This window comes from Desulfosediminicola flagellatus, assembly GCF_005116655.2.
GTDB lineage: Bacteria > Desulfobacterota > Desulfobulbia > Desulfobulbales > Desulfocapsaceae > Desulfopila > Desulfopila flagellata.
Genome location: NZ_CP050698.1, coordinates 3,143,581 through 3,158,502, shown reverse-complemented (window position 1 = coordinate 3,158,502; position 14,922 = coordinate 3,143,581). Strand labels below are relative to the sequence as shown.

Genomic DNA, 14,922 nt, shown 5'->3' with positions numbered 1-14,922 from the left:
TCTCCCTATTTATTAAAGGTAGATTCGCGTAACTTTGGAGCAATAAACGAATGCAGTTTCTGTTCCATAATACGAGGGTTCTCACCGGAGAGGATAGATTGCATCCCCTCAATGATCAGTGTCTTTTGCAGTACTTCTGCCTTGGACCGCATTTGCAGTTTGCCTGAAAGCGGTGTACAGACAAGGTTTGCTATAACGGCTCCGTAGAATGTGGTTAAGAGGGCAACAGCCATTGCTGGACCGATAGACGCTGGATCATCCATTGTCTGGAGCATCTGTACCAAACCAATAAGAGTTCCAACCATTCCCATCGCCGGAGCATATGCTGCAAGAGATAGAAAGATTTGAGAGCCTTTTTCATGGCGTTGTTCAATGTATTCAATTTCAGTTGAGAGCATAGCCCGTAGCGTTTCAGGTTCCTGCCCATCTACAGCCATTTGCATGGCTTTAATCAGAAACTCGTCTTTTACTTCTTCCATAGCTCCCTGAAGGGCAAGTATTCCTTCTTTACGAGCTTTGTTCGCAAATTCCATTAATTGAATAATGAGATCATTGATCGGTTGTTCTTTATGCAGAAATGTTTTTTTAGCTACGTTGATCGCATCGAAAACATCACTGAATGGATAGTGAACAAGTGCATTTCCCGCAGTGCCTCCAAAGACGATGAGAATTGAAGGGACATTAATAAATATCGAGAGAGGGCCGCCCTGCAGGATCGCCATGAGCATGAGCCCAAAGGCTGCGCCGATACCCAGAATCGTTGAAAGGTCCAAAAAACAATCCTCCTGAAAAAGTCCATGTAATGATGAGTGCAGCTGAGAGTTAACCGTATGCGACGAACTTTCCGAAGCACGGGATATCTATATACTTTCAGCCGTATGCTTCCACTCTTCATCATAGGTCTTTGAAATTTAAAACTCAAGTTTGCAAAATTCATTCCAGGCAGGCATGGAGGTTGTTGTGATTGGAAGAGGAATGTGTATACAGAGTAGAAGGGTAGGTATTGCAGGGTGAAATATGGAATTGTCTGTAAAAGGAATTACACGATTAATATCGTATTAATGGTGCTTTTGGAATTCTCTTTGTGATCATTTGTCAGGAATCAGAGATGGTTAGGTATTTTATGAGATAGCTGAAAAAGTTTGTTATGAGAATTTGCAGAAATGTTGAAATCTGAAAGCGAGATTTACAGAGCAGCAATGGCAGGGCCGGAGGGGAGGTAAAAAAAAACGTAGAAAACCATATGGAATGCTTTTCTACGTTATCAAGGACGTCGATGTGGTCAAAAAACTGACACGTTATCGTTTGAGGTTTATCAGTTCACCGAGAAGTTCATCGACTGTAGTGATGATTTTTGAGTTGGCCTGAAAACCACGCTGAACGGTAATCATCCGTACAAATTCAGAACCCATGTCAACATTTGATTGCTCAAGAGAGTTGGTGAAAATTTTTCCGAGTTCAGGTCCTGGCAGACCGATTCTCGACCCACCTGATGATGTTGTTGCAAGAAAAAGGTTGTTACCGGCAGATTCAAGGCCATTGGGGTTAGTAAATTTACCAAGTACCAGATTTGAAATAAATACCTGCTCACCATTGGCGTAACTGGCGATAACTATACCGTCTTCATTAATGTTAACGCCAGTAAGTTCACCTGCTCCATACCCGTTCTGGTTCTGGGATATAACTACTGAATCCGAGTTGAACTGGGTAGTATCAAAAGAAAGAGTCATGGCTGTCGGAGTTGTTCCGTTTTGCCAGTCAATTGCCGGGATATTGGCAGTAAGTGTTTCACCCGCCGGATAGGGATTGCCAGGATTGGTTGGATCTTCAAGCAAGCCGTCTGGTAAGAAGGTGAGGGTGCCACCGGGAGTTGAAGGGTTGGCTGCTCCGGCCGGAATAGCCACTCCATTAGAATCAACTGTACTCCAGCTCCAATCCCAGGTGTTATTTCCTGTTTTGTTGAAGTAAAATGAAACAAGATGTGGACCGCCCAGTGTATCATACACCTGAGTGGATGATGAATAGGTATATGTTGTCGGGTCTGTAGTATCAACAGGGCCTGCATTGATTATTTCTGTTGCATCAAGGTTTGTGGAGAGTGTTACCTCAGTGGTTACATTTGCACCAACGAGTCCCTGGTTGGCAATCTGTACATCGCTCGGGTTGCCAGGGATTAGCACTCCATTAGCGTCGTATTGCTGTCCTTGCACTCGGAAGCCTTCAGGATTAACCATAAACCCATCTTCATCAAACCTGAATGCACCGGCGCGTGAATAATATGTCGAGTCATCGCCAGGCTGCTTGAGCAGGAAAAAACCATCACCTTCAATAGCAACATCAAGTGGCGACTCAGTAGATTCAAATGTTCCCTGGCTGAATATATTATCAACTTTAGAAACGTTAACACCACGGCCAACCTGTGATAAACCACCTGAACCGTTAATGGTACTGGAGAGAAGATCTGAAAATACCGTACGTGCCCCTTTAAATCCCAGCGTGTTTGTATTTGCCAGGTTGTTACCAATGACGGTCATTGCCTGAGCGTTGGTGTTCAGGCCGCTGACGCCACTGTATAATGCACTCGATATACCCATTATTACTCCTCCGTTTCCAGCTTAGCGTATCTATACTACGTACTGTCTATTAAAATTGAATCCTGCGGTGGCGATCATAACGCCTTTCCGTTACCCGGTCTGACTTGGGTCTTCAGGGGTCGCATCTGTTTCTGAATCTATTATTGTATCGGTTGCTGCCGTCTCATTATTTACGTTTTCTTCACTGGTATCTTCAGATTGTGTATCTTTTGGAATGCTTGCAGGGTCATATACGCCAAGAACGGTGTTAAATGGTACTTCGCCGATTTTTGTGATCAATGTACCGCCGTTTTCACCATCAAGATCTACACCGGTAACTTCTGATCGCACTATTGGTGAAGCTTCAACGCTTTCGCCCTCAGCGGCTTTGGCTTGCAGGATTATCTCATAACTTCCGGGCGCAGCTGGTTGACCGCCGCCTGTGGTGCCATCCCAGGTAAGGTAATGCGTGCCTTTGGTGAGTTGTTCTCCTTCCAGGATCGCGACTGTTGCACCATCCTTTCTCAGGGCAAGTGTTACTTCGCTGGCCTGCCCGTCAAGTTTATATCCCATCACAATAGGTTCACCGTCAAATTCGAAGCTGCTGGTACTGTAGACAACTTCCTTTCCTATTGCGCCGAGTGTCGATAATCTGTCAGCACTGTCATAGGCTTGTACAAGACCGTCCATGCCTTCATTAAGATTAAACAGCTGCTCAAGTGAACTGAACTGAGCCAGTTGTGCTGTAAATTCGGTCGGGTCATCCGGGTTAAGCGGATCCTGATTCTGCAACTGGGCCACGAGCAGGGTAAGAAAATCCTCTTTGCCGAGAACTTCATCAGTTTTGGCGTCTTTAGTAGCTGTCTTGGCTGCAGATGCTGTGGCTGCCTGGCTTATATTCTCTATATAACTACTCATATCTTTACCCTAAGCTTGGACATTTACGCCGGTCACACTGCTTTCAGTGTCCGTGACGATATCTTCAAAGGTTTCGTTGAAACTGGTGTCAAAATTTCGGCTCGTCTGTCCTGATGGTCTATTGTGTTTGGCAAGGTTTTCATGGAGTAGGTCGAAGCTGTCACTATTATCAGGTTTATGTGATACCAGGATTTCCTCGACAGTTAGTCCCTGATCTTCAAGTAATTCCTTTAATCGGGCCATATTCTTTTCTAAAATCTCCTGTACCTTTCCTGACTGGGCTACAACATGTGCTTTTATTGACCCGTCCTTGATGGATAAATCGATTTTCAACTCACCTAGTTCAGCTGGTTGCAGTTTGATCTGCAACTGGGTTTCCTGGTTTCGAAGATTTATCTGGAATCGTTCTGTCACCTGATTCATTATATTCTCTTCGTAGATCTGGGATCCCGGTGGCAGAGTTACTGGTTGAGGTGTAACTATCTGCGGTTGTGCTGTGGTCGGGTTTTGCATATTCGCCAGGGTCTGAGAAAAAGCTGTAGTCTGTTCTGTAGAGGATAATTGCGGTTGAGAATTCAATCCCTGGGTTGGCGTTGCTGCCTCCTGCTGAGTTGACTGCTGATTTGAAGAGCCGGTATTTGCCGTATTTTGAGCCTCTGCCTTAGCTTCAAGAAATTGACTCTGGGCATCCTGACGTAATGTTTCCAGTTTCGTCAGTACCGGTTTTTCAACAGCTGTGTCGCCTGTCGGTGTCGCTATTCTGGTCAGCTGGCTGACAGTTGTCATCAGCGGATCGTTACCCGTGGCTGTTTGTGTGGCTATGGTTACCGACTGTGTTGTAGCGGATAACTCAAGTGATTGGGCAACAGTTAATGGGCGGGTGCCATTTTGAAGGTCAGCTAAGGTAACTTCTGCAGTTTGCTGACGCGTAATAGTGACTGTCCCTGTTTCGTTCGCATTGATGAGTTCCCGTAACTGGTTACTCAGTATCGCTTCGTTGGTTACAGTTGCATTCTGCGCACCACCTGTTAAATCCGTGTATGCAATTGTGGGAACAGTTTGTTGCTGATAGGACAGCTCTGCTTTTGGAATAGTACTGCTATCTGGGACTAGCGAAGTGTTTAATTGCGAAAGGAGTGAGGATGCTACCCGTTCCATGTGTGGTGTGAGGTTCTCTCCAGATCCGTTTTGCTGCAGGGCGATTGCAATGCCGGATACTGTTTCGCTTTTGAGTAATGATTCAATAACGTCTGCACCTTTGGATGAACGTGCTGAAAATATAGTATTAACGTCTGTCTCATTATTCGCAAGTTGTTCGTTCGTAGAAGAGTCAGCGGATTTTGTTGCTGTCAGGTTGCCTTCTTCATGAATGTTTTCTGCTGTTTTTCTATTACCAGATGAACCATTTGCTGAACTGTTGCCTGCTTCATTGACGCGTTGTTGAGAGGTTACTGCCTCGTCAAGAACTGAACCAAAAGATGTGCTACTGCCAGATGCTGCCGGTAGAGAAGCCGGCGGCTGCGGTGTTTTCGGTGCTAAGGGAAGTATGGGAGCTAGGTCAGCCATCTGGTCACTCTATTTGAATTGTGGAGAATGTTGTACTGAGTTCAGTCGCTTTCTGCCTGGTTATCTGATCAAGTATCTTTGCTGCAGCCTTAACCTTCATATTGCCGAGAAGATCTGCTGCCAGTTGCGGATTGAGACCGGAAAGAGCAAGTGCTGCTTTGTCCGGACTCATCTTTGCATAAATATTTGCAAGTTCCTGGGTCCGTTTGACTTCTTCTTCAGATTTTGCAGAGAGAAGCGTTTCTATGGTTTTTTGAAGCTGTTTAAATTCTTCGAGCTTGCTGTCAATCTCCGCAAGTTTCTTATCGACACCCTCCTCAATGCTCTTTAGTTCCTTTTTTCTGAGTTCAAGTTCTTTTTTCTCTTCACGTATGTTTGCTCTCTCTGCCTGTATTGTATTGAATAAACGGCGCTCCTCCACTGAGTTGAATTGTTCTCCCTGTTTTAAGTCAGTGTCAGCGGCAACCGCACAGTGTATTGAAATCGGGAGTAACACGGTGGATATTACCACAGAGATACAAATCCATTTTTTTATTGAAAGAGGGTGTTTGAGTTGAGAAGTATTTGAAATCATGAGGGTAGCTATTTGTTGTGGTAAATGATTGCGATTTCATCAAGCATCGCTGCTTCTTTTTTATTTAGATACTGCTTCCATGCAGTATTTTGCTTTTCTTTGAGTTTTTTCATTACCTGTCTTTCACGGCTTTTTTTCAGCAATTCATTCTGGCATACAGTTACTTGCTGTTTTCTTTTAGCAAGTTGTGTTTTGAGTTCGGTTATACGATTTTTAATGAAAACCAGATGTTCCTCAAGTCGTATAAGCTCATTTATATCAACCCCTTCAGCTTGAACACGATCGATTGTCGTTAGCAAAGTTGCATAGCTTGCCTGCTGATTATCAAGTTGCACCTGAACGGCTCTTTCCATCTGTCGTGCTTCAGCAAGCGTGTTTTTGGCGATATCTTCAAGCCGCTGCCTGAAATCAAGTACTGTATCAAGTTTAAATGGCTGCATAATTCTATATGTTATCTGGAGTGATTAGCCTGAATCTCCATCACGCCTGTTCTTTTGAGGTGTTTTTTCATCTTTCCGTTCACTGAGGATGGCACCAAGTTGTTCAAGTGTCACTTTGAACGGTGTAGATTCATCGAATTTCTGTTGTAAAAAATCATTGATAGTGTCGATTTTACCGATGGCATAATCAATTTTTGGATTTGAACCTTTGGCGTAAGCGCCAATATTTATAAGATCTTCAGCTTCGGCATACGTTGCAAGGGTAGTTCTGGCTTTTCCTGCAAGTTCAAGATGCCTCGGAGATATTATATCCCGCATTACTCTGCTGGCGGAATTGAGAATGTCAATTGCCGGATAGTGATTTCTGGCGGCAATGTTCCGTGACAACACTATATGGCCGTCAAGAATAGAACGTACTGAGTCGGCCACAGGTTCTGTCATATCATCACCATCGACAAGCACTGTATAAATACCTGTGATTGATCCCTGGTCACGAAATCGGCCAGCTCGCTCAAGCAGCTTTGGGAGTGTTGCAAAAACTGAAGGTGTATATCCTTTTGTCGTTGGTGGCTCACCGACGGCGAGTCCTATTTCACGCATGGCCATGGCAAAACGGGTAACAGAATCCATCATTAACAGGACATTCTTACCCTGTTTACAGAAATATTCGGCAATTGTAGTAGCGACAAAAGCACCACGCATTCGTAAAAGAGGGGATTGGTCTGATGTGACAACGACAAGCACCGAACGGGCAAGTCCTTCTTTCCCGAGATCTCGTTCAATAAATTCCCGTACTTCTCTGCCACGCTCGCCAATGAGTGCAATTACGTTAATATCAGCCTTTGCATATCTTGACATCATTCCGAGTAAAACGGATTTTCCTACACCTGAGCCAGCCATGATGCCCATTCGCTGTCCCATGCCGCAGGTGGTAAGTCCATTAATAGCACGGACTCCAAGATCGAGAATGTCGGTAATATTCTGCCGAAGCATAGGACCCGGTGGGGAGGCGTAAAGAGGCATCTCTTCTGTGAGCAAAGGGGCAGGCATGCCGTCATGCGGGCGTTCCATGCCGTCTATCACTCTGCCGAGTAAATTCGTGCCAACACCTATTGTTGCACTGTCGCGGATTACACGAATCCTGCTGCCCGGCCCGAGGCCACGGAGGTCGCCGAGCGGCATAAGCAGAGCCTTCTGCTCCTTGAATCCGACTATTTCTGCATGAACAGGCTCGCCATTATCTCTTGGGATGATTTCACACAGCGAGCCGATCGATGCGTAAGGACAATACCCCTCTACAACAAGGCCGACTATTCGCGTAACTTTACCCCACACTTTTATAGTGTTGAGTTCTTTTATATGGGTTGCTTGCAGAGGCATGGGTATTAGAAAATATGTGACTTTTTAAGAGAGAATTCTATTCCTGTTGCTTGAGCTGGTCGCTGATGATTTCCAGCTGGCTCAGTATAGTTGCATCAACAGTGCAGTTGTCTGATTCTACACGACATCCTCCGCGTTCAATTGACGTATCCCGTTTGATCATAAGATTATTGAGCCCGCTTAAGGTGGTTACAAGCTCGGTGGATTTTTTTTCAACAATGTCAAAATCATCCGGGTTTACATAAACATAGAGTTCATCAGATTTTACCGCTTTGTGTATTGCATCCTCCACAGTACGTAAAACTGTGTCGGTTTGGTCTTCAACCGATTTTCTGATAATTTTTTCTGCAATAGCAAGTACCAGGCTCTGCATCTCTCCAACACTGTTTCGCAGGATTGTTTCCCGGATTGAATCGAGTTGCTGGCAAATATTTAGTACAGTTTTTGTAGCTGTTCCAAAATCTTCCTCAGCCTGTTCAAGTCCCTCTTGTACCCCCTTGTCATATGATTCGGCCACGAGTTGCTCGACTTCTTCAACCGGTATACCCTGTGGCAGCGGCGGGGTGGGGGGGATTGCCGGTTCAGGATTCACAGGGATTTCAGGCTGGGAAATCGGGGGCCGGGGAGGTTCAGGTTTTGTCTGTTGTGTTGGCGGGGTAATGGGCTCCGGTTGTTCCGGAGGTGGTTCGGGAACGCTTTGATCTGGTGGAACAAACTCGTTCCGGGTCTTTTGTTCCTGTTGAGGTTCCGGCTCAGGTTCAGTTTTGGGTTCAGGTTGCGCCTGTGTCTGAGGTCGGGGAGGAGTCGGTTTGAATATGTGATCTGCCGGGAGTTTTGCTGTAATAATTGAACCAAAAACGGCTTCACTTTCTACTCTGCCCGAAATGAGATCTTCAGGTTCAAAATCGGTTTCTGACGTATACACTTTAGACAAGTTCATCCCCACCTCCTGAGCTGAGAACAAGCTTACCTTCCTCTTCAAGTTTCATGGCGATTTTCACTATAGACTGTTGCATGAGTTCAACTTCAGAAAGCCTGACAGGACCCATTGCGTCGAGATCATCCCTGATCATATCTGCAGCACGGGCTGACATATTGGCAAATATTTTCTCACGCATCTCATCCGAAGCGGTTTTGAGCGCCAGTGTGAGCGAATCGTTATTGACCTCACGTAGAATCATCTGCAGTGAGCGTCCATCAAGGGCGACAAGATTTTCAAAAGTAAACATGCGCTTGCGGATCTCTTCAGCCATATCGGGATCAGTCTCTTCCATCGCTTCGAGAATCTCTGCATCGATGTTGTCTTTAAGATGATCAAGCAGGTCTACAACCTTATCGAGTCCTCCAATTTGACGGTGCTCCGCGCCTGCAACAAGGCCTATTTCGCGGTTAAGGGCGTCATCGATTCGTGAAATTACCTCAGGAGAAACCTTTTCGATTTTAGCGATTCGATAGACAACATCGGCACGCAGCTCTTCAGGGAGATGATAAAGAATTTCGCTTGCGTGTTCAATATGCTGGGTGGAAAGCACCAGGGCTACAGTCTGCGGGTGTTCTTTTTCCAGCAGGCCTGCAACCATTCTTGGGTGCATGAGCGCAATTGTCTCTAGGGATCTGGTCTCAGTTCCTGAAATAAATTGATCCAGAAGCTGTTTGCCTCGAGGCTCAGCGGAGATTGATTCGAGAGATTTTCTGGCGAAATCCCTGCCTTTGACGAAAACACCGGCAAAATCATCCTGCGCAGTGGCGTAACTGTGCAAAACCTTTTCCTTAATGTCTACAGGGATGTGATCTATGGTAGCCATGGTGCGTGTTACCTGACGAATTTCATCGTCTGAAAGTTCTGTGAAAATTCTTGATGCAGCTTCCTCGCCAAGACACATAAGCAGTACCGCAGCTTTATTGAGCCCGGTAAGCGTTTCGATAGCCATGCCGTTATCCCTCGTGTATCCAGTTTTTGATTATGTGAGCTGTAGGTACTTGATTCTGCATAACATCACGACGTATTTTGACGATTTCATCCTCAATTGTCGGAGGAGCTTCGATAATTTCCTCTTCTCCCTGTTGTGCTTCAAGCTTCTGTTCCTTCTCAAGCTCTTCAACTGTTTTATAATGCTCTGTAACTTCACCTTTCATTGTTTTAATTACCGGTCTGACAAGAAAGAAATAGAGGAGTAACGCGCCGACAAAGACGAGACCCAATTTAATAAAAGGTAAGTACTGATAGAGTGATTTGGAAGCCAGACTTTCCTGTTCGAGTACTCCTTCGGGAGGATCAATGAATGGCATGGAGAGAACATTGATCTGATCTCCGCGTTGAGTAGACAGCCCCAGCGCAGCAGAAACCATATTTTCTATTGAATTCAGTTCATCAACAGTCAGCGGAATATTTTTGACGTTTCCTTCCTCATCTGTTTCAGTTTTATCTGCAACAAGTACAGATACAGACAGTTGAGTTACAGTACCGATTGGATTGACGATTCTGCTGATAGTTTTACTAATTTCGTAATTGGTAATTCTGGAATTTCTGTTTGATGGAGGAATATTGGATCCTGCTTCTCCACTGTTGCCCTGCAGGTTTGACTGAACACCGGGAATTCCGCCGGTAGTTTGGGTGCCGCTGCTTTGAGATTCTATCTGTTCGCTGCGGATAACCGGTTCTTCTGCATCATAGAGTTCTTCAGTTTTTTCAACCTTGGAGAAATCGAGTGCCGCCGTTACCCTGACCATGGCTTTATTTTTACCCATAGTTTTGTCGAGCAGGTCCTGAGCTCTCATTTCCATGCGGTGTTCGACTTCCTGCTGGAAAGCGAGCATATCCACTGAGAGCAGTTGATCCTTTTTAGATTCTTCGGCCTCCAGTACCATGCCGTTACTATCTATTACCTTGACGTTTTCCGGCTCAAGACCTGTGATGGAACCCGAAACAAGGTGAAGTATGCCTTTTACCTGTTCGGTATCCAGAGTTCTGCCTGCAAGCAGCGTTACAATTACTGAGGCGGTGGCTTTCTTCTGTTGGGCTTTGAAGAGCCGTTTTTCTGGGAGGGCGAGATGTACACGAGTTGATTCTACCGGATCAAGAGAGGTGATAGTTCGGGCAAGTTCTCCCTGCAATGCACGGGTATAATTAACCTTTTGTACATAATCGGTGAGGGCGAAACTCTGGTTATCAAACACTTCAAATCCGACACTGCCACCATTAGGTAAACCATTGGCAGCCAGGTCAAGGCGTGTTTCATAGATTTTATCTGCCGGCACCCAGATATTTCTGCCACCGTTTTTCAATGTGTAGTTGATTCGTTGTGCTTTAAGCCAGCTCACAACAGAAGCTGCATCCTTTTCAGAGAGGTTGGCATACAGCAATTGCTGATCTGCTATCCGCGCCTGAATTATCAGGATGGCAAAGAGAATTATACTGATGAGGATCACTGCACCAGTGGCAATTTTCCTTGAGAGTGGCCAATCCCGAACCAGTTGTATCACATTTTTTTTGACAGGCTTCTGAGTGGTATCAGGTATACCATCAGCAGGTATTTGCTGTTCTGCTTCCATGCATATTGTCCTGTTTTACTGCATCAGCGCTTCATGCGGGCAGCTTCAAAATTAGCTCGAAAAGTATATGCGGTTGTATGTGTCTGTTGTTGCCTATGTGTTTTCGGGCACATCATCTACGATTGGTACCAGTATAAAGAAGGTGTTCAATTATATCTGCATTCTCATTATCTCTTCATACGCCTGCTGGACCTTATTTCGCATCTGTACAAGCATTCTGAGAGATACGTCAGCCTGTTCAACAGCGATGATAACTTCGTGGAGGTGTTTGGCTCCCCCCGAGTGGAGTCTTTCCACAGCAGCCTCGCTGCTTGTCTGTTCCTGATTAACTTCACTGAGTGTGTTGCTGAGTATCTCGCCAAATCCTGATTTGGCCTGTGATACACTGCTGGTGTCAGGTTGACGCAAGGGCATTGGCGGTTGTGATGTTATAATCGGTGTAATACTCATTTATCGTTATCCTCCGATTTCCAGGGCTTTGAGTGCCATTCGCTTAGCGGATTTAATCGTTGTGGCATTTGCTTGATAGGATCTGGTTGCAGACATGAGATCAACCATTTCTTTTAGTACATTCACATTAGGTAATTCTACATATCCATCCTCATTGGCATCCGGATGTGCAGGGTTGTAGATTTGTTGAGGTGGATCTGTATCTTCAAGGATCTTTGTTACCTGAACACCCTGAGTGGCGTTTCTGAGGTGACTGTCCAGATGGTCCTGAAACCCGACGGGTTTGGTTTCAAAGAACACAGATTTTTTCTTATACGGGCCGCCTTCAGGAGTTGAAGTGGTTTCCACATTGGCCAGATTCGAACTGATTGTGTTAAGTCGTATCCTATGGGCCTTTAATGCTGAGGCGCTTATTTTAAAGGTGGTGAATATGTCCATAATGGTCCTTTGTTTGTTTATGGTTTCCTATCGACCACGGTGCTTACTGTCCGCCCGATACGACATACTTTAGAATACCCATTTTCTTTTTCAGTAACTGGGCTGCAGTTTCATAGAGCAATTCGTTTTCTGAGAGAGCAAGCATTTCTTCATCAACACTCACACCGTTTTCATCACCTATTCCGGTCTGATCCGGATTAATGGTGATTGTTCCCTGAACTGATTGAATATCTCGCGGCCCAAGCGGTATATGTTTCTGATGTGAACTGGTAAGTTGCAGGCCTGACTGCGAAGATAAGACGCTGCGTAATTCATCTTCAAAAGTAAATTTTGCCGGGGAATACCCCGGTGTTTCAGCATTTGCGATGTTTGCGGCGATAATCTGCTGGTTCTGTGCCCTCAGATCCAATACTTTGGTCAGCAGTTGCATTCCCGGGTCTATTAATCCTGATTTGGGTTCCATGTGGGGTGCCTGTGTCTTTTCATGTTAATCTAGGAGGGCTGTGTCCGAGAATGGCCTTTTGACCAAAATTCCTATCCCCGGATAGCCTCCTCATAGTCTCTGGTTGAAAAAAAAACGTTCAGTTCTCAATGAGACTTTCGATTGTTTTTGTGAGTTGGGAATATTCCAGCTCTCTTTCGGCGTATTTACGCCACAAGGTGTCATTTCCTTTTTCGACTATTTTTTGAAAGAGTTTTAGGGAGTTTTCAAAATTTCCCTTCTCACGTTCAATCTGGGCGAGTCTGTAAAGTGACTGTTCACCAAAGCGATTGTCATTTTCTAGTTGTAAAAACAGTTCTTCTGCCTTGTCATACTTTTGTGTTTGGAAATTACTTTCAGCCAGTAAAAAATGTTCATTTGTTTGCAGCCCTGTTTCTGAGTCGTTGAGAATTGTCAGGGCATCTATCACCTTTTCAAAATCATCGTTTTTAAAATGCAATTCGGCGGCGAGAAGACGTATCTCTCTGTTAGGTGAAAGTGGTGATGGTAAGAGTTCTATCGCATTGGTAAATTGTTCAGAAGCGATGAGCGCACGTATTCTGATTGAGAGAATCGGCTCAGTATCATTGCCGCCCGGATAGTTATATGCGTATTGTGAAGCAAAATCCTCAACAAGACCATATTCGCCCTGGTCGAAGACTGACTGGATCAATGGTCGGAAAAATTTCTCACGTTTTTCGACATCCACAACTTCTATAAGATACAGATATACCCGCTGTGCTTCACTGAAAATGCCAATTTTTTGATATGCGTTGGCAATATCAGCAAGCAAGCCGATGTCCAACCAGTTGTTCTGGAACAACTCTCGATTTTGTTTAGCCAGCACAAGGGCTGCCATATAGTCGCCCTCATTGATATTACGTTGAATCTCACCTGGAAGAATATCTACGAGGAGTGCAAGTGCCGTATCCCGCAATTCACTGAGTTTAAAATCACGTAAAAAGGTCATTAAAAGTGAAACACTTTTTTCCTTGTTCCCAAGGATTGAATGGATCAGTGCTTCTTTTAATGCAGCTTCAGCAACTGTAGAGCGGATAACCGATCGTTGTGCGAGAGCGTGGTAGTATTTGACTGCCTCATTTGCCCAGCCTTTGTCGTTGAGATATTTGAGATCGGTTCGCTTTAAAGATGCCCTAAATCCAGCCTCTGTGCCTGGAAAGGCGTCCTCTATTCTTGCGAAGCTGTCAATCATCTCGTTTTCCGATTTATATTTTAGTTCTGCCATGCTTTTTCGAAACGTTATTAAACCCAGCGATTCGTTATCGTTTATTTGCGGGCTGAGGTCCCTATAGCATTCGGACGCTAGTGCATATTTGTGATGGTTATATAATGTGCTGCAGAAACCATTTAATGAAAATGCGTGAGATTTCAGTAATGGGGTGTCTTTTAGTAACTTGTAGGCAACGAATGATTTTACCGGTTGATCAGTGACATTATAATAGTCTCCAAGCCGGAGTTCCCTTATTTTTTGCGACTTCCCCGGGAAGGGGATGGTGTCTGTGTCCAGCAGTCGTTTCATCCTATTGTACTGTTTTGTGGCAAGAGCTGTTTCTACTCTCGAGATAAGAAAATATGGAGCGATCGGGTTGGTTGGAGTGAGTAATTTTTCAAGCTTTCTATACTCATAATCTGACGTATATGGATCGTGGAATTTTGTATCGAGCACGTTGATAAGGTATTGTGAGACGATTCCAACATGTTCGTCAGAATATTCTCTGTTTAGAAGATACAACTGCTTATACGCTCCCTCATAATCATTATGCCGCAGAAGGGCTTCTCCATATGTCAGTGCCAGGAGTTTCTGGTTCTTTATGTCAGGAGTTGATCTTAGTAGATCCAGAATAAGCGGTTGCATATCATCCCAAAGGTTCTGCTCGGCCAGTTCGTAAAACTCCATTGGAAGCAGTTCCATATTCTTCTCAAGGCCGGGAGGGATAAGGGCTATTATAGGGAAAGGTGGAACTGTGAATTCAATTGGTACGGAGATAGTGATATCAGCTTCGTATTTACGGAAGAAGCGGTCCCAATCCTGTGCATAGGGTGAAGTGATCAGTGGGTTGGTAGAGTCTACAGGTTCGCTTTCTACTACCGTTAACCCTTTAAGTCTTTCGGATAGCTCCTGATATGATCTGCTGTACTGGTTGCCCAAAAGAATCTCAGCGACAATTTTGTTGTCGCTTGATGTTTCGACATTCACCTTTTGTGGTGGATATCTAAAGAAAAGAGAGAGGACAGATCTGCCTGCACGGGTGGTCGGCAAGACCTTTATAATTCGGCCGTCCGAATCAAACAGTTTGATATCGTTTGGAATAATAGTTTCTTCAAAAATGATATCCAGACGTTTTTTTGCAAGCTTGTGCGTATATTTCGGCAGTGCGTCAAATGATAAAAAAATCTGAACAATATCTTTACTGTCCGCCTTAGCGAGTTTCACAAGTGTGGACTCAGCCATAGCATTCAGGCTTAGGAAGAAGATACCTAAAAGGGAGATTGTTGTGATCAGATTTTTCATATCAATTGTATTCCATG

At 44.7% G+C, this 14,922-nt stretch carries 14 protein-coding genes; all 14 read right to left on the bottom strand.

Translation table 11 applies throughout. From position 1 onward, the window contains the following. Positions 1–5 precede the first annotated feature (5 nt). Complete coding sequence (locus FCL46_RS13170) at positions 6–773, bottom strand: motility protein A (protein WP_136807888.1); 768 nt, start codon at positions 771–773, stop codon at positions 6–8. Between the two features lie 525 nt (positions 774–1,298). Continuing rightward, on the bottom strand, positions 1,299–2,594 hold the full coding sequence (locus FCL46_RS13165) for a flagellar hook protein FlgE (protein WP_136807889.1): 1,296 nt from the start codon (positions 2,592–2,594) through the stop codon (positions 1,299–1,301). Between the two features lie 90 nt (positions 2,595–2,684). Further along, positions 2,685–3,491, bottom strand: coding sequence for a flagellar hook assembly protein FlgD (locus FCL46_RS13160; RefSeq protein ID WP_136807890.1), 807 nt, complete (start codon positions 3,489–3,491; stop codon positions 2,685–2,687). A 9-nt stretch (positions 3,492–3,500) separates the two neighbouring features. After that, positions 3,501–5,057, bottom strand: coding sequence for a flagellar hook-length control protein FliK (locus FCL46_RS13155; protein WP_136807891.1), 1,557 nt, complete (start codon positions 5,055–5,057; stop codon positions 3,501–3,503). A 4-nt stretch (positions 5,058–5,061) separates the two neighbouring features. Then, a complete protein-coding gene (locus tag FCL46_RS13150; protein WP_136807892.1) occupies positions 5,062–5,568 on the bottom strand; it encodes a MotE family protein in 507 nt (168 codons plus the stop codon). A gap of 71 nt (positions 5,569–5,639) precedes the next feature. After that, entirely contained in the window at positions 5,640–6,071 is a 432-nt protein-coding gene (gene fliJ, locus FCL46_RS13145; RefSeq protein ID WP_136807893.1) for a flagellar export protein FliJ, read from the bottom strand. 24 nt (positions 6,072–6,095) lie between these two features. Continuing rightward, the gene (locus FCL46_RS13140) at positions 6,096–7,451 is read right to left on the bottom strand and encodes a FliI/YscN family ATPase (protein ID WP_136807894.1); all 1,356 of its coding nucleotides are present in this window, start codon (positions 7,449–7,451) and stop codon (positions 6,096–6,098) included. A gap of 37 nt (positions 7,452–7,488) precedes the next feature. Next, positions 7,489–8,391, bottom strand: coding sequence for a FliH/SctL family protein (locus FCL46_RS28465; RefSeq protein WP_136807895.1), 903 nt, complete (start codon positions 8,389–8,391; stop codon positions 7,489–7,491). Beyond that, positions 8,378–9,382, bottom strand: coding sequence for a flagellar motor switch protein FliG (gene fliG, locus FCL46_RS13130; RefSeq protein ID WP_136807896.1), 1,005 nt, complete (start codon positions 9,380–9,382; stop codon positions 8,378–8,380). Before fliG ends, FCL46_RS28465 begins: the two co-directional genes overlap by 14 nt. A 4-nt stretch (positions 9,383–9,386) precedes the next feature. Then, positions 9,387–11,003 (bottom strand): flagellar basal-body MS-ring/collar protein FliF, encoded by a 1,617-nt coding sequence (fliF, locus tag FCL46_RS13125; protein ID WP_136807897.1) that lies wholly within the window; start codon positions 11,001–11,003, stop codon positions 9,387–9,389. A 150-nt stretch (positions 11,004–11,153) separates the two neighbouring features. Then, a complete protein-coding gene (fliE, locus tag FCL46_RS13120; protein WP_136807898.1) occupies positions 11,154–11,453 on the bottom strand; it encodes a flagellar hook-basal body complex protein FliE in 300 nt (99 codons plus the stop codon). A 6-nt stretch (positions 11,454–11,459) separates the two neighbouring features. Further along, positions 11,460–11,891 carry a flagellar basal body rod protein FlgC gene (flgC, locus tag FCL46_RS13115; RefSeq protein ID WP_136807899.1) on the bottom strand — a complete coding sequence of 144 codons (432 nt, stop codon included), beginning with the start codon at positions 11,889–11,891 and terminating at the stop codon, positions 11,460–11,462. A gap of 43 nt (positions 11,892–11,934) precedes the next feature. Beyond that, entirely contained in the window at positions 11,935–12,354 is a 420-nt protein-coding gene (gene flgB / locus FCL46_RS13110) for a flagellar basal body rod protein FlgB (protein ID WP_136807900.1), read from the bottom strand. 118 nt (positions 12,355–12,472) lie between these two features. Then, complete coding sequence (locus FCL46_RS13105; protein WP_136807901.1) at positions 12,473–14,905, bottom strand: tetratricopeptide repeat protein; 2,433 nt, start codon at positions 14,903–14,905, stop codon at positions 12,473–12,475. Between the last annotated feature and the right edge of the window lie 17 nt (positions 14,906–14,922).

What these genes read in the sequence shown, in the direction of transcription:
- FCL46_RS13165 (WP_136807889.1), bottom strand. Translation starts at nt 2,594, where the DNA reads ATGGGTATATCGAGTGCATTATACAGTGGCGTCAGCGGCCTGAACACC.
- FCL46_RS13160 (WP_136807890.1), bottom strand. Translation starts at nt 3,491, where the DNA reads ATGAGTAGTTATATAGAGAATATAAGCCAGGCAGCCACAGCATCTGCA.
- FCL46_RS13155 (WP_136807891.1), bottom strand. Translation starts at nt 5,057, where the DNA reads ATGGCTGACCTAGCTCCCATACTTCCCTTAGCACCGAAAACACCGCAG.
- fliJ (WP_136807893.1), bottom strand. Translation starts at nt 6,071, where the DNA reads ATGCAGCCATTTAAACTTGATACAGTACTTGATTTCAGGCAGCGGCTT.
- FCL46_RS13140 (WP_136807894.1), bottom strand. Translation starts at nt 7,451, where the DNA reads ATGCCTCTGCAAGCAACCCATATAAAAGAACTCAACACTATAAAAGTG.
- FCL46_RS28465 (WP_136807895.1), bottom strand. Translation starts at nt 8,391, where the DNA reads ATGAACTTGTCTAAAGTGTATACGTCAGAAACCGATTTTGAACCTGAA.
- fliG (WP_136807896.1), bottom strand. Translation starts at nt 9,382, where the DNA reads ATGGCTATCGAAACGCTTACCGGGCTCAATAAAGCTGCGGTACTGCTT.
- fliF (WP_136807897.1), bottom strand. Translation starts at nt 11,003, where the DNA reads ATGGAAGCAGAACAGCAAATACCTGCTGATGGTATACCTGATACCACT.
- fliE (WP_136807898.1), bottom strand. Translation starts at nt 11,453, where the DNA reads ATGAGTATTACACCGATTATAACATCACAACCGCCAATGCCCTTGCGT.
- flgC (WP_136807899.1), bottom strand. Translation starts at nt 11,891, where the DNA reads ATGGACATATTCACCACCTTTAAAATAAGCGCCTCAGCATTAAAGGCC.
- flgB (WP_136807900.1), bottom strand. Translation starts at nt 12,354, where the DNA reads ATGGAACCCAAATCAGGATTAATAGACCCGGGAATGCAACTGCTGACC.
- FCL46_RS13105 (WP_136807901.1), bottom strand. Translation starts at nt 14,905, where the DNA reads ATGAAAAATCTGATCACAACAATCTCCCTTTTAGGTATCTTCTTCCTA.